Here is a 14,266-nt window from a genome sequence, read left to right on the forward strand (position 1 = left end):
AATATTGATGAATAAAAGCAAAACGAACAAAATTATTTCTCATTATTTAGAAGTATTTTTTGTAAGTTCGCCGCGCTAAAATATTTAGCATCATTAATGTTTTACAATCTATGAAAAAAAGTTTATCAATTGTGCTAATACTTAGCATCAGTCTTAGCATGACTTCATGTGCAACAATCTTAACAGGAACTCAGGATTCAATATCTTTTGCCTCAAATCCTGAAGGAGCGAAAGTGTTTCATAAAGGAGTCGAAAAATGTACAACACCTTGTACAACCAAAATTCCGAGAGCATTGGGGAAGCAAATGGTTACATTTGAAAAAGAAGGTTTTAATAAGAAGGAAATTAAACTAACCAAAACCTTTAATGCTGTTACCTTATTGAATATACTTCTTGGAGGTGCTATTGGGGTGGGAATTGATGCGGCAACAGGTTCTCTGACAAAGTATTCGCCAAAAACCTATACGGTTGAATTAGAAGCAAATTAATCTACCTTATAAATCAAGCAGTGTACTCTTAACTTTCTTTACAAAGAGTACGCTGCTGAATAATATTTTCTAATACTATTTCAATATTTCCTTGAGGAACATCAACGTATGATTCCAGGCTCTTTTAGCCATGATTTCATTATAATCCGGTGATTTCGGATCTGTAAAAGTATGCTTTGAATGGGCATAGGTAATGATTTGCCAATCTGCATTTCCTTCATTCATTTCCTTGATCAGATTATTGTAATCTTCAGGAGTAACACTTTTGTCATCAGCCGGATTTTCAACTAAAATTTTAGTAACAATCGGACCATTTTTTCTGGACTGATCTTTCCCTATGCTTCCATGAATGGAAACAACACCTACTACGGGAAGGCTTCCTCTGGCAGATTCTAAAGCGCCCGTTCCGCCGAAACAATATCCGATAACAGCTATTTTACTCGGAACGGCCCCGTTTTTCTTCAACTGTTCCAAAGCTAATGTTATTCTTTTCTGATAGGTTTCGTAGTTTTGCTTGTAATATCCTGCTGCTTTACCAGCGGCAGCATTGTCGGCAGGAATATTTCCTTCCCCATAAATGTCCGCAATAAAAGCAATGTATCCTTGTTTTTCAAGTTCTGCTGCGGCTGTTTTTGCTTCATCGTCAATTCCTTTCCAGGCAGGAAGGATCAGGACTCCGGGAAGTTTTTTTCCTGCATTAGAAGTTACCAGACCGTTCAGCTTTTGAGAACCGTCCAGATAAGCGACAGGTTTAAGATTTTGACTGAAAATTGCTGCTGAAACACTTAGAAATGCTGCAGATAAGATGGATCGTATCATATTTTTGTAATTTTTAGTGTTGTTTTGTCATTACGAAGAATGACTTATCTAAATTAATAAAAATAACTTACTGCTTACTCAAATTTTACGCCTAAACTGATCAATTCCTGCTCTAAATTGGTTTCAGGAGTAACATGAACGGTTTCAAAACCTAATGACTTGGCTGTTTCAATATTTTTAGCATTATCATCGATAAAAACAGATTCCCGAGCCTTAAGATTGTATCTTTCTAACAAAACGTACCAGATTTTAGGATCAGGTTTGATTAATTTCTCTATTCCTGAAACCACAATCTTTCCATCAAATAACTGAAAGAAATCATAATTTTCCAATGCATAAGGAAAGGTTTCTTCTGACCAGTTGGTGAGTCCGAAAAGCTGATAATGAGTTTTTTTAAGCTTTCTCAGCACCTCTACATTGCCCGGAATATCACTTTTCAGCATTACCGTCCAGTTATCATAATACGATCTGATTTCCTTTTCCCAGTCCGGGAATTTTTTTACCTGAATTTCTGTTCCTTCCGAAAGCGTTCTTCCTCTATCTTGCTCTTCATTCCATGAAGACTGGGAAATATTTTTAAGGAAATATTCCATTTTTTCATCATCATTGAAGTAATCTTTGAAAAAATATCTGGGATTCCAGTCCATTAAAACTCCTCCAAAGTCGAATATGATGTTTTTTATTTCCATGGTAAATGTTGAGTTTAGAAAAGCTTATTCGGGTCTGTAAAACTGATATTGTTCGTTCTCATAATACGCATTGATATGCTGCAGACCATTGGTTAAAATGATCTCTTTAGCTCCGATAATGGAATTGTATCTTGCGGTTTGTTCAAACGTTTTCTCTGTTAATTTTATTTGCGGAGCTTTGCATTCAATTAAAATTATGGGTTCTGTTTTCTCAGTGATTAAAAGATCGATTCTCTTCGTTAAACCATTCAGAACAATTTTTTTTTCAGTGATTAAAGCTGAGGTCGAATACGATTTTACAGTAAGATAATAATGGATCCAATGCTGGCGAACCCATTCTTCAGGAGTGAGCAAAAGATAGGTCTTTCGGACTAAATCATAAATAAAAAACTTATCTTTGTCTTTCTTGAATTTAAAATCAAAAGTTTCCTGAAAATTCAGTTTTGGAAGTTCCATTTATAAGATGAAAGAATTAGATTTAATCCTCAAAAATATTAAAAATAAAGAAGTTTTACCTATTTATTTTTTCCACGGAGAAGAACCTTACTTTATAGATCTTGCTATAAAAGCTTTAGAACATGACTTTTTGAATGAAGATGAAAAAGCGTTCAATCAAACAGTAGTGTACGGAAAAGATACGTCTTATCAGGAAATCCTTTCGTTGGCGAGACAGTTTCCGATGATGGGAGACAAGCAGGTGATCATTGTAAAAGAAGCGCAGGATTTAAAATTAAATGAAGAGGAAAACAGAATTTTAGAAGCTTATGTAACGAATCCCGTTCCGTCTACTGTACTGGTTTTTGCCCATAAACACAAAAAATTAGACAGCAGGAAGAAAGTAACCAAAGCGTTGGATAAAGCCAATGCATTGTTTTTAAGCGAATCCATCAGAGAAAATAACCTCCCGAAATGGATTGCGGATGAATGTATTGCTTTAGGAATTAAAACCGCACCCAATATTTCGCATCTTTTAGCAGAATATCTTGGAAATGATCTTTCCAGAATCGCCAATGAGCTGAATAAGCTTAAAATTATTCTTAAAGAAGGAGAAGCATTGGACGGAACAATTATCGAAAATCATATCGGAATCAGCAAGGAATACAACGTTTTTGAGCTGCAAAAAGCTTTAGGAACAAAAAATGCCAATGCTGCATTTAAAATTGTTCATTTTATGGGTAAAAATCCGAAAAATAATCCCTTTGTGATGATGTTGGCGAGTTTATATAATTATTTTTCCAATGTCATTATTTATAATACGATGGTGGGGCAGTCACCGCAGGCAATTGCTTCTCAAATGGGGGTAAATCCCTATTTCATTAAAGACTATGCAGAATCGGCAAGATTATATCCTTTAAAGCATGCCACAAGAGTGATCTCTATTTTAAGAGAATTCGATATGAAAGGAAAAGGACTGGGAGCGGTTAATATGAGTGAGGCGGAACTTATTAAAGAACTTGTCTATAAAATTATCAATGTTGACAAGATTAAGATGAAAGTGTAGTTTGAGTAGAGATTCGAGTTCATATAAAAGTCCATTATTATCATAATCCCGACTCCGAAACTCACAACGCGAACCATTGAAAATCGACATATTAGATATTGACAACTATCATTAAAATAACTTTAAATTAATAGTAAAAATTACGAAATTAGCGCACGTTAATTTTATAATCTTTTGAAAAGCAAATTATGGAGCAAAACATTTTAGATTGTGTGATCGTTGGATCTGGACCTTCTGGTTTCACAGCGGCAATTTATGCAGCAAGAGCAGACCTTAAACCTGAATTGTATACAGGTCTGGAACCGGGTGGACAATTGACTACAACTACGGAAGTAGATAATTTTCCGGGTTACCCAGCGGGAATTACTGGTCCTGAAATGATGATGGATTTGCAAAAACAAGCCGAAAGATTCGATACTAAAGTTCATTATGAAATGATCACCAAAGTTGAATTTTCTAAGGAAGTAGGAGGTATTCACAAATTATATGCAGGAAATAAAGAAATCTTCGCGAGAACGGTAATTATCTCTACAGGAGCTACTGCAAAATATCTAGGGCTGGATGATGAGAAAAAATACAATGGAGGAGGAGTTTCCGCATGTGCAACTTGTGATGGATTTTTCTACAGAGGAAAAGATGTTGTAGTGGTTGGAGCAGGAGATACAGCAGCAGAAGAGGCTACTTATCTTGCTAAACTGGTAAACAAAGTAACGATGTTGGTGAGAAAGGATGAGTTCAGAGCTTCAAAAGCAATGATTCACAGAGTTCATAATACACCTAATATTGAAGTAAAATTCCACCATGAGCTAATTGGTATTGAAGGTGAAAATAATCTGGTAGAAAGAGCAGTGGTAATTAATAACCAGACTCAGGAAAAGTCTACAATTGATGTTCACGGAATTTTTATTGCGATTGGTCATAAACCGAATACAGACATTTTCGTAGGACAAATCAATTTAGATGAAAACGGATATATCGATACTGAAAAAGGTTCTTCAAGAACAAACCTTCCTGGTGTTTTTGCTGCGGGAGATGTTCAGGATCATATCTACAGACAGGCGATCACAGCAGCTGGAAGCGGTTGTATGGCGGCTATGGATGCAGAAAAGTACTTAGCGGAATTGCATTAATTTTATAGTATTAAAAATAAATAAAAGCGTATCTTTTAAAGGTACGCTTTTTATTTTCTGATGATTTCTTCTCATCCCAAAGAGACTTTAATAAAATAATCAATTTGATTTTTAGTCTATTATTAAGTTTTGTTAAAAAATGTATCGAAAAAATTTTGTCAGAATTGAAAAACATTCTATATTTGCACCACTGAAAACGACGATAGAATCGAAATTTATGGAGAGTTGGCAGAGTGGTCGATTGCGGCAGTCTTGAAAACTGTTGACTGTAACAGGTCCGGGGGTTCGAATCCCTCACTCTCCGCAAGATGCGAAAACGGAAGTTTTCAAAAAGCATCAAAAAATAGATAAATCCTGCAAAATCAATGATTTGCAGGATTTTTTTGTTTATAGTAGTTGCTGCAATTTTCAAAAATAATCCAAAAGTTTGTGGCAATCGTGTGGCAATTTTTAAATCAGATAAAAATTGCCACAAAAACGGAATGCAAAACGCTATAAAAACACATGTAAATAATTTAAAATGAACATGTTGTAAATCTAAACATCTTGATTTGAAGAGCTTTTAGTTTGACATTTATCACCTTAAAAATGTTGAATTATGTTAGTAGAACAAAGCTACGGGCTCACCTACTTTTTAAAGAGCTCAAAAAATGAAAAGATTCGCCACATTTACTTGCGAATTACCGTAGATGGTATTCCTAAAGAAACCTCCACCAAAAGAAAATGGTATCCCAACCGATGGGATCAGAAAGAAGGTAAAGCAATTGGGACAAAAGAAGATGCCCGAACAATTAATCTTTTTCTTGAATCCTTAACCACTAAGATCAATCGTCACAGAACAGAGTTAATGAATAATGATATTCCCATTACCTCTATTGATCTCATTAATTTTGTCAACGGAAGATACAGGACACGCAATAAAGTCCTTGAAGAATTCCAGGAGCATAACGATGAGATGGCCAAACTGGTCATTACTGGGGAATATTCCAAAGGTACACATGAGCGTTATATTACAGCACGCTCCCATGTGCAGGAATTTATCCAGCATAAGTATAATATGGCTGACTTGGAGTTCAGTGCCCTTAATTATGAATTTGTCAAGGATTATGATCTGTACCTTAAAACCGAAAGACATTGTTCAAATAATACCTCACTAAAATATATCAGCAATTTTAAAAAGATTGTTTTGAGGGCTGTGGCAAAAGAGATCATTCCCAAAGATCCTTTCAAACTGTTTGTCAGCAAGAAAACCAAGGTTAAAAAGAAGCCACTGACAAAAGCGGAGCTGAAACGGGTCGAAGAAAAAGAGTTCAGATCAGAAAGACTAAGTGTCGTTCGGGATATTTTCATATTTCAGTGCTACACGGGATTGTCTTACATTGATGCCTTTCAGTTAAAATGGGAAAATATTAAAGAAGCAGACGATGGAAGCATGTGGATTATGTCAAGCAGGCAAAAATCAAAATCAGATACCGATATTCCTCTTCTTCCAAAGGCATTGGAGATTATGGCTCGATATAAGAATGATCCCCAATGTCTAAAAAGAGGAACTGTACTTCCCGGGCGTTCAAATCAAAAAATGAATGAGTATCTAAAAGAAATTGCTGTATTATGTGACATTCAGGAAACGCTCAATACGCATAAAGCGAGACGAACATTTGCCAGTACGATCACACTAAACAATGGAGTATCCATCCATGTAGTCAAGGAAATGCTGGGACATTACTCAATTAAGCAGACGGAAGAGTATGCCATGACCGAACAGGCGTCCATAGCCCGTGAAATGAAGCAGCTTGAAACCAAGCTGAGAAGTACAGGTAATTTTAACCATGATCTGGTGAAATTGCTTGAACGGCTCGAAAAAGAATTCCAAGACCTAAAGGCTTCCCGGAACAATCACCCGGATATTTCTTTAGCTGATAGATATGATGCTTTTGAAAATATGCTCAATAGGGCAAAAGCAATTATTTAACGCAAAAAATAAAGCTCAATATATTAAATATTGAGCCTTATTTATGAATCATTTTTTTTTTTGCTTGCGAAGGATCTCTACAGTACTGCGATAATCCGGATGATAAGATGGCGTGTACTTTATATAGCCTAGCTTTTGAAGCTGATTAAAGTACTTATGATAGCTTGTTATTGTACCTATGTGTGAGTAGGTCATGAGCTTACTCCTGCTCACTCTTATGATCCATTTTTCTTTTTGTTTGCAAGCAAGTCTTGCTATAGCAATGAGCAACGCAATATGCCATACATTCAGTTGTGGATCATTGTCAATTTCATCAAGGAAATCAAACCATTGTTGCGGGTTATTAGTCTTCATCGTCAAATAAGTGTTGAAGATCCTCTTTATTGTAATAATAAGAACCTAATAGCTTCTTGAATCGAATTTTTCCCGTGATCCTAAGATTCTGTAGAGTAGAGGCGGAAATATTTAGCTTATTGCGAATGGCTTTACTTCGCATCCAGCCAAATTCTTCGGATTCTTTACTGTTGTCTATTCTACTATCAAGAAGACTACCAATGTCAGAAATGATTTGATCTCTCAATATGTTGAGATCATTTTTTGTTATTGTATCCATATTTAGAAATTTTGAATTTGTACAAAATTTCTACTTTATGAAATAATTTCAGTTAAATTGGAATTTAAAGGTATTGTTTTTCCTTTATTTGCCGAATTGAATTTAATTCAGGGTTTAACTAAATTTTATTAATTCTGAAATTACCCGGGAGACTTCTTTTATATAATTTGTTCTATTTAGAGTTATTCTATCAATTATTAAAGGAAGAATAATCAACAATCTCTTTTTTAGTAATGTTACTAATTATATTTGAAATTAAATAAATAAAATACTAACTTATAAACTTAATAAACTCTATACATAAACAAATTCAATTAGTAAAAAAATGAATTGGAATATTTTTAATTTGAAATATGAACGCCGCGAAACCTGGGCGTTTGAACAACTTTCATATCTACTTTTTTGTACAGAATTTAACAATAAAATAGGCCTATTTCGTTACAAAAATCAAGCTGGGATCGAAACAGAATATTTCACAAAGGATGCAAGAAACTATGGGTTTCAGGCAAAGTATTATACAACGTCTCTATCACAGAATAAAGATAATATCATTGATTCTCTAAAAAAAGCAAAAAGGAAGAATCCTGAATTAAATAGTGTTTACCTCTATGTTAATCAAGAGTTATCCGAAAGTAGTAAGCCTAATCAAAAGAAGCCACAATATCAATTAGAAATTGAAAAAGTTGCTAAGGATCTTGAACTGGAAATTGAATGGAGAGTGCCAAGCAATTTAGAACTACAGTTGGCTCTTCCTGAAAATAAATATATCTATGATTTGTTTTTTAATTTACATCACAATCAAGAGAATGTCATTCTTGATATTGAAAGCCATAATGATAATTTGTTAAGATCAATATCCAGTGAAATTACTTTTGAAAACCAGCACATCAAGGTTGACCGAAATTATTTTCAGAGTCAAATTATAGAAGCATTGGATCATGATAAATCCATTATAATTTCAGGTGAAGGAGGTTCGGGCAAAACAGCTATATTAAAAGAATTTTATGAAAACAACAAGCAAAAGATTCCAATATGTATTTTTAAAGCTTCTGAACTCAATGTAATGAACGTTAATGATCTGTTTAATCTTGATCATCATTTCTCGTTCATAGATTTTTTACAGGCGTATGAATTAGAAGAAAAAAAAATATTTATTATTGATTCTGCGGAAAAAATGGCTGAGCTTACTCGATCTGATCTTTTGACCCATTTGATCAATACATTAAGTAGCAATGGATGGTTTTTAGTTTTTACCACAAGATTTTCTTACTTAAACGATTTATCCTTTCACATTAAAGAAAGCTACCAACTACCTTTCCAGGTTTTCAATGTGCCGTTACTTACTACTGATGAATTAGAAAAGTTATCACAGGAATACCATTTTTCTTTACCAGATAATTTCAATTTTTCACATCGTTTACATAATCTTTTTTACCTCAATGAATATCTTCGACATTATACCAATATAGATAAGAAAGGAAACTTTGAAAATTTTATTGATATATTATGGAAAAAGAAAATTCAAAATAACAATGTACAAAAAGACAATGTGCATTTGGAAAGAGATAAGTGTTTTATTGAACTTACTAAAGAAAGATGTAAAACCGGATTATTCTATATCAATACGAACAATTTATCTCCAGTTGCACTTTCGTTGCTGAAGCAAGATGAAATTTTAGGGTATAGCGAAATTCATGATGGATATTTTATTACCCATGATATCTATGAAGAATGGGCATTAAATAGAATAATCTCCCGAAGATACGCTAACTACGAAGATGTTGATGTTTTTTTTGAAGATATAGGAAGTTCTTTGCCTGTAAGGAGAGCCTTTAGATTATGGCTTTCAGAACAGCTGTTTTATTATGAAAATACTATAGAAAACTTCGTTCTGGAAATTTTTAAAAACCCTAATGTAAATCAATACTGGAAAGACGAATTGCTTGTCTCTGTTCTTTTATCTGATTACTCTCAAACATTCTTTACATTCTTTGAAAAAGAAATTGTTGCTAATGACTTTGAACTGTTGAGAAAGATTATATTTATAATTAGAACTGCATGTTCTGATATCTCTACAAACAAAGGATTTGATATAATAATACCAAAAGGGAAAGGTTGGGAGGTTTTAATCTCATTTATATACCGTCATAAAAAAGATTTTTTTGAGCAAAACCTTAAGCTTGTGGTTCCTTTATTAAAGCCATGGTGTTTGAATAATCCACAGGGTGAAACAACTAAAATTTCAGGACTGTTGGCTCTCAGTATAATCCAAAAAACGGAACATGAAAAGAATTTTTATATTCATGGCGAAGCGGAGGAGGAACTGGTAAAAATTATATTTAATGCTGCGGAGGAGTTAGTCGTAGAACTGAAAGAGATATTTGAAAAAGTAATTTTAAATCAATGGACTGCATATAATGATCCCTATGAAGGAATCTGTTCTAAAATATTAGAAAAACCATATTTAGCATTCCGATTAATAAGAGCATTGCCAGAATCCGTTATAGGACTATGCAACTTATTTTGGCGGAAAAAAATAGATGATGATTATGATAACTATAGTGTAGAAAGTAAATATGATCTTACGGACAAACACCGTTTTAATTACCATCCGGCCAGTGCCTACCAAACACCTACTTATTTATTGCTTGGTGGCGCTTTTAAAGAAACGCTCGAATTTATCATTGACTTTACAAATAAGTCTACAAAATCCTATCGACATTCTAATTACGGAGATGATATCGAGGAAGTCATTGTACATATTGACGACAAAGAAATTAAGCAGTATTTATGCTGGGCTTTTTGGGGGGCTTATCGTGGCATTAGTAGTCCTGTAGTTCCTTATCTACTGCAGTCTATGCATATGGCTCTTGAAAAAAAGCTTTTAGAATTGGCTCAGGATTTAGATGCTTCCATTATAGAAGTAATACTATTACAAATTATAGCCAAAACAGAATCTACATCATTAACTGCTGTTGTATCTAGTATTGTTTTGGCTTATCCGGATAAATTATATAATGTTGCCATAGTATTATTTAAAACACTTGAGTTTTTTGGTATTGATATGCATAGGTGTGTCAACGAATTTCAGACTAAAAGCCTATATTCTATTGGCAATGGATTAATGGATACTTATTATACGGATGAAAGATTAAAGACCTGTGAGGATAAACATAGAGGGACTTATTTGGAATCATTGTTGGTGAATTATCAGTTTTTCGGAGTTAAAGGTTTTACAAAAGATCAAAATGAGAGGTATATAGCCAAACTATATGAAATAATTGATAGTCATAAAAAAGCAGTGGCATTCCTATCGGGCGATAGTAAAATAACCGCTGAAATATTGTTATCCCGTGCGGATCGACGCATCATGAAACCGGAAATGAAAAAGATTAACGAGACGGAATATCATATTGAGTTGAATCCACAATTACCCCCTGATTTAAAAGAACATAGCGAACAGGCTGTTAAGCAATATGAAGATATTTATAAATATATACCACTAAAAATGTGGTCGGATTTTATTTTCAGGAAAAGGAATTCCGGACAAAATCAGAACTATCCGCAATATGATGAAAATCCAGTAAGAGCTTTAAAAGAAGCCAAACAATTACTCAACGATTTAAGTAGCAATGTACACCTATTGCCCTTGGATAGTTATACTCCTTACTTTGTCTGTGCCAACCTAATGATTAATCATAGGGATAAACTTTCTGAAGATGATAAATTATACTGCAAGGAGCTAATTCTGTTATCAATTTCGCGCTTGTTTGAAGATGAATATCATTATCATATTAGTGATGGTGTTGAAGCAGCCTTGCATGCGATACCTTCATTAATGGAAGAATATCCTGATGAAAAAGAAAACTTTATTTCATTAATGATATTTTCTCTTTTTGATGACACATCATTAGGAAATGCTCGTATATGTGATTACGTAATCAATACTATATATGAATCAGGTTTATGGGATAAAGATTTTGGTACGGTAAATAATATCCTATTGGGATTTATTAAGTTGAAGCCTATTTTTAAGGAGATTTGTGATAATCAAAAACAAGATAATATATTTGTAAGAAGGATACAGAAAAAACAAATTTTTCAAAAACTACGTGAGGCTTTGGGAGATTTTTCTTTATCAAACATTTTGTATGATATAAGGGATATTGATTTATTAGATATTTTTGATCTGGAAATAGTATATCAGCTGATTCCAACAACAACTAATGATCAGAGGCACTTGGAAATCATAAAAAGATCATTACCCACCATCATTCCTCAGCTATTAGAAGATAAAAAAGAATCCAAACAGGGTAGAAGTTCTAGCCATTCTAATATTTATCTTGTCCGATTATATATTTTCAGAAAACTGGCTAATCTCATATTAGAGCAAGGTCTATCAGAAATCGACTTACTTTTAAAGCCTTTTGTTGAACAGTTTACAATTTCTAAAGAGATGGCGGCTTTCCTTGATGAGGTGGTGGGGGCAGCGGATAAAAATGATAGGCAGGAGCAATTTTGGTACGTCTGGAATCAGTTTTATCCGAGAGTTATTGCTATTGGCATCATAAAAGATAATTCATATGTCCATGAGATTTTAAAAAGCTATTTGTTGGCTTGGGATTGGTGGAGAGAAGATGCAAAACAATGGCATAGTTTGAGAAAGGAAAATCTTAGATTTTACGATGACATAATACGTGATTTAGGTAGTAACCCATCAATTTTATATTGTATTTCTAAAGTCTTAAATTCTATTGCCAGTCAATTTGGAACAGAGGGAATAGATTGGCTCTATCGGATTATTTCTAATAACACTGTTTTGCAATTGAGAAATTTAGAAGTGAAAACATTACAATATTTAGAAAAATTCCTTAGAACGTTTATTTTCCAGAATAGGCAAAAAATCAAGAAAGGAGCAAGGTTAAAGAACAAAGTGATCATAATTCTTGATTTTGTTATTGAACGTGGATCGGTGCATGGGTATTTACTAAGGGAAAGTATATTATAAAAGTTAAGTGAAAAAAATACAGAGTTGGAAAACTCTGTATTTTTCTTTAATAGCTGTTCCAAGATAATTCACTTTATAAAAATAAGGATCCATTGGATCGAAAGTTATTTATCTTCGTAAACCCCTTCCTTTTTTAGGCGGATTAATTTGAATTTGTTGCTTTTTGATTTGTGAAAGTTTTTCTGCTCTATTTTTAGCACATTTTTTAAGATTATCACTAAAATAAGTATTAAACCATTGTATGCTGTTATTCATTATTTGGCAGTTTGCACTATCGTTCAGATAAAAAGCAACTGCTATGGGCACACCTAAACTTGTAGTATCTACAAATCTAATTATATCAAAGAGGTTAAAATGTTCATTGACCCTTACAATCCCTTCATCGTAATTAAATTTTATATCGTGAGGGCTTACATCATGTTTACCTAATGCAACACGGTCTGTAACCCTTGAAGTCGCTAAGCTAATATTGTCAAGGCCAAAATAGATAAGATTAGTCTGATACCCTGCATCTTTGAAGGTCTTAGTGATTAGGGCTGCCATATCTGTCGAAAAATTACTTTCAAATGCAAAATCCTTTTTTAGAGATAAAGCGGCATCAATTTCTTTTTCAAGCCGTGATGGTACACCCCCTTTAAGTTTCTCAGGGTCATAATTTGGATATCTGCGTTGAAGTTCCGCATAAAGCTCATCACCATTGAAAAAAAATACATTTTCAGGAATAAAATCGCTGCTATATGTCGATTTTCCTGCTCCGTTAGGACCTGCCAAAAGAAAGAACTGCGGCCTACTCATGATTAAAGCTAATTTTTGTTATTGGTATAAGCCCAACGTCCTTTTCCGGCTGGCAAAAGCTGCTTGATAAAAGAATACTTTCTGCTATCAGCATTAAAAGCCACTAAATCTTCTGAGCCATCAGGATTGGCACAGATAAATTCCTTTTCCGTGGTACATCTGTCATCCTTGTAGTGCAGGGACACTCCTTTTGCAAAAGCCTCTTTATAAAGATTTTCAGTAGTGATAATACTTTTCTCATGTGTTTCTCTTATTGTCCGTCCTTCAGGCATCGTGGTATTAAGAAACATATTATCCTCTTGCCATTTTTTCATAAGGTCTTCTAATAATAACCTCATTTGGGAATTTTCTTTTAAATTATCTTTTAATTCAGACAGCTCTTCAATTGGAATAAAAAGTCCGGTCTGAACACCTTTGTCATTTTTTACATTACTGATTTTCATAGAACTATATATTGATTTATTAAACAAATTTAAACATTATATTTTTCAAAAAGAATCCGATTACTGCGATATGCAGATACTTTGTAATGATTACAATCTTTTTTCAAAAAATTGAGTTCTTGACTTATTAGGATCTCTTTATGGTTATTTCAGGATTTTTGAAACAAGCCAAAAATCATATTTTTTTGCGTATTGATATATAGAATTGTATTGAGAGGCACTGTTTTTCCTTTATTTTCCTGATTCATATCCGTTAGAATATTGGCTTATTTCTATCTTGGTATATTTTATAGATTACTTCTTCAAACTCCGTAAAATGATGCTCAATGATATTATCCACGTAAGCATATATGGTCAGTCTTTCTATTTCAAGTCCGGCTATAAGCTTTAAAAATTTTTGATGAAATTCTGGACGGATGTATACTGATCTTCCTTTACTTGCATTGTGTTTTGGAATTTTAAAGAAGGTTTCAAAATATTCCTTCTTCATTAATTCAGGAGACTTTAACCTCTTATTTCTATTGATCTCTGATTGACTTCTTATTGATTTCGCCTCTTTAGAGATATCTGCTGTCATAGCTTTTTTGAGATATTCATCGTCTGTTAAGGACTGAATATTACCTGCTAATTCTTTTGACTCGTTATGAGTTTCATCTGAAGTTCCTTTTTTTTTATGAGCCTCATTTTCATTGTTTTGATTATAAAAATATTCATTGTTCATATGTTATAATATTAAATATTCATTGTCTTTTATGTGTATCCCATTAGCTTTGATAACTATTATACTGTTATAAAGCTTTTGGTTATG

General features: G+C 33.4%; 12 protein-coding genes and 1 tRNA gene. 6 read left to right on the plus strand and 7 right to left on the minus strand.

What is annotated here, in order from left to right; translation table 11 throughout:
* Positions 1-110 precede the first annotated feature (110 nt).
* Positions 111-488, plus strand: coding sequence for a PEGA domain-containing protein (locus tag P0Y62_01670; protein WEK70264.1), 378 nt, complete (start codon positions 111-113; stop codon positions 486-488).
* A 75-nt stretch (positions 489-563) separates the two neighbouring features.
* Here P0Y62_01670 and P0Y62_01675 read toward each other — a convergent pair whose 3' ends face one another.
* From P0Y62_01675 to P0Y62_01685, 3 genes are all read right to left on the minus strand, one after another.
* Positions 564-1,307, minus strand: a complete 744-nt coding sequence (locus P0Y62_01675) for a dienelactone hydrolase family protein (GenBank protein ID WEK70265.1) — start codon at positions 1,305-1,307, stop codon at positions 564-566.
* Positions 1,308-1,381: 74 nt separating this feature from the next.
* On the minus strand, positions 1,382-1,996 hold the full coding sequence (locus P0Y62_01680) for an HAD family phosphatase (GenBank protein WEK70266.1): 615 nt from the start codon (positions 1,994-1,996) through the stop codon (positions 1,382-1,384).
* A gap of 24 nt (positions 1,997-2,020) precedes the next feature.
* Positions 2,021-2,452 carry a type I restriction enzyme HsdR N-terminal domain-containing protein gene (locus tag P0Y62_01685; GenBank protein WEK70267.1) on the minus strand — a complete coding sequence of 144 codons (432 nt, stop codon included), beginning with the start codon at positions 2,450-2,452 and terminating at the stop codon, positions 2,021-2,023.
* Between the two features lie 7 nt (positions 2,453-2,459).
* On the opposite strand from P0Y62_01685, the gene holA reads away from it, so the two are divergent.
* The 4 genes from holA (at position 2,460) to P0Y62_01705 (ending at position 6,599) form a co-directional block, all read left to right on the plus strand.
* Positions 2,460-3,497 carry a DNA polymerase III subunit delta gene (holA, locus tag P0Y62_01690; protein ID WEK70268.1) on the plus strand — a complete coding sequence of 346 codons (1,038 nt, stop codon included), beginning with the start codon at positions 2,460-2,462 and terminating at the stop codon, positions 3,495-3,497.
* 188 nt (positions 3,498-3,685) lie between these two features.
* Positions 3,686-4,627 (plus strand): thioredoxin-disulfide reductase, encoded by a 942-nt coding sequence (gene trxB, locus P0Y62_01695; GenBank protein ID WEK70269.1) that lies wholly within the window; start codon positions 3,686-3,688, stop codon positions 4,625-4,627.
* Positions 4,628-4,846: 219 nt separating this feature from the next.
* Positions 4,847-4,931, plus strand: a tRNA-Ser gene (locus P0Y62_01700).
* Positions 4,932-5,225: 294 nt separating this feature from the next.
* Entirely contained in the window at positions 5,226-6,599 is a 1,374-nt protein-coding gene (locus P0Y62_01705) for a site-specific integrase (protein WEK70270.1), read from the plus strand.
* Positions 6,600-6,942: 343 nt separating this feature from the next.
* On the opposite strand, the gene P0Y62_01710 is transcribed toward P0Y62_01705, so the two are convergent.
* Entirely contained in the window at positions 6,943-7,212 is a 270-nt protein-coding gene (locus P0Y62_01710) for a helix-turn-helix domain-containing protein (protein ID WEK70271.1), read from the minus strand.
* Between the two features lie 325 nt (positions 7,213-7,537).
* Between P0Y62_01710 and P0Y62_01715 the strand changes: the two genes are divergently transcribed.
* A complete protein-coding gene (locus tag P0Y62_01715; GenBank protein ID WEK70272.1) occupies positions 7,538-12,220 on the plus strand; it encodes an ATP-binding protein in 4,683 nt (1,560 codons plus the stop codon).
* A gap of 108 nt (positions 12,221-12,328) precedes the next feature.
* Here P0Y62_01715 and P0Y62_01720 read toward each other — a convergent pair whose 3' ends face one another.
* The 3 genes from P0Y62_01720 to P0Y62_01730 form a co-directional block, all read right to left on the minus strand.
* Entirely contained in the window at positions 12,329-13,015 is a 687-nt protein-coding gene (locus tag P0Y62_01720; protein WEK70273.1) for a zeta toxin family protein, read from the minus strand.
* A gap of 8 nt (positions 13,016-13,023) precedes the next feature.
* Positions 13,024-13,458: a hypothetical protein gene (locus P0Y62_01725; GenBank protein ID WEK70274.1), complete on the minus strand. Its 435-nt coding sequence runs from the start codon at positions 13,456-13,458 to the stop codon at positions 13,024-13,026.
* A 253-nt stretch (positions 13,459-13,711) separates the two neighbouring features.
* Positions 13,712-14,179, minus strand: coding sequence for a DUF3408 domain-containing protein (locus tag P0Y62_01730; GenBank protein WEK70275.1), 468 nt, complete (start codon positions 14,177-14,179; stop codon positions 13,712-13,714).
* Positions 14,180-14,266 lie beyond the last annotated feature (87 nt).

The sequence above is a fragment of the Candidatus Chryseobacterium colombiense genome, from assembly GCA_029203185.1.
Taxonomy (GTDB): Bacteria; Bacteroidota; Bacteroidia; order Flavobacteriales; family Weeksellaceae; genus Chryseobacterium; species Chryseobacterium colombiense.

What these genes read in the sequence shown, in the direction of transcription:
- P0Y62_01670 (WEK70264.1), top strand. Translation starts at nt 111, where the DNA reads ATGAAAAAAAGTTTATCAATTGTGCTAATACTTAGCATCAGTCTTAGC.
- P0Y62_01675 (WEK70265.1), bottom strand. Translation starts at nt 1,307, where the DNA reads ATGATACGATCCATCTTATCTGCAGCATTTCTAAGTGTTTCAGCAGCA.
- P0Y62_01680 (WEK70266.1), bottom strand. Translation starts at nt 1,996, where the DNA reads ATGGAAATAAAAAACATCATATTCGACTTTGGAGGAGTTTTAATGGAC.
- P0Y62_01685 (WEK70267.1), bottom strand. Translation starts at nt 2,452, where the DNA reads ATGGAACTTCCAAAACTGAATTTTCAGGAAACTTTTGATTTTAAATTC.
- holA (WEK70268.1), top strand. Translation starts at nt 2,460, where the DNA reads ATGAAAGAATTAGATTTAATCCTCAAAAATATTAAAAATAAAGAAGTT.
- trxB (WEK70269.1), top strand. Translation starts at nt 3,686, where the DNA reads ATGGAGCAAAACATTTTAGATTGTGTGATCGTTGGATCTGGACCTTCT.
- P0Y62_01705 (WEK70270.1), top strand. Translation starts at nt 5,226, where the DNA reads ATGTTAGTAGAACAAAGCTACGGGCTCACCTACTTTTTAAAGAGCTCA.
- P0Y62_01710 (WEK70271.1), bottom strand. Translation starts at nt 7,212, where the DNA reads ATGGATACAATAACAAAAAATGATCTCAACATATTGAGAGATCAAATC.
- P0Y62_01715 (WEK70272.1), top strand. Translation starts at nt 7,538, where the DNA reads ATGAATTGGAATATTTTTAATTTGAAATATGAACGCCGCGAAACCTGG.
- P0Y62_01720 (WEK70273.1), bottom strand. Translation starts at nt 13,015, where the DNA reads ATGAGTAGGCCGCAGTTCTTTCTTTTGGCAGGTCCTAACGGAGCAGGA.
- P0Y62_01725 (WEK70274.1), bottom strand. Translation starts at nt 13,458, where the DNA reads ATGAAAATCAGTAATGTAAAAAATGACAAAGGTGTTCAGACCGGACTT.
- P0Y62_01730 (WEK70275.1), bottom strand. Translation starts at nt 14,179, where the DNA reads ATGAACAATGAATATTTTTATAATCAAAACAATGAAAATGAGGCTCAT.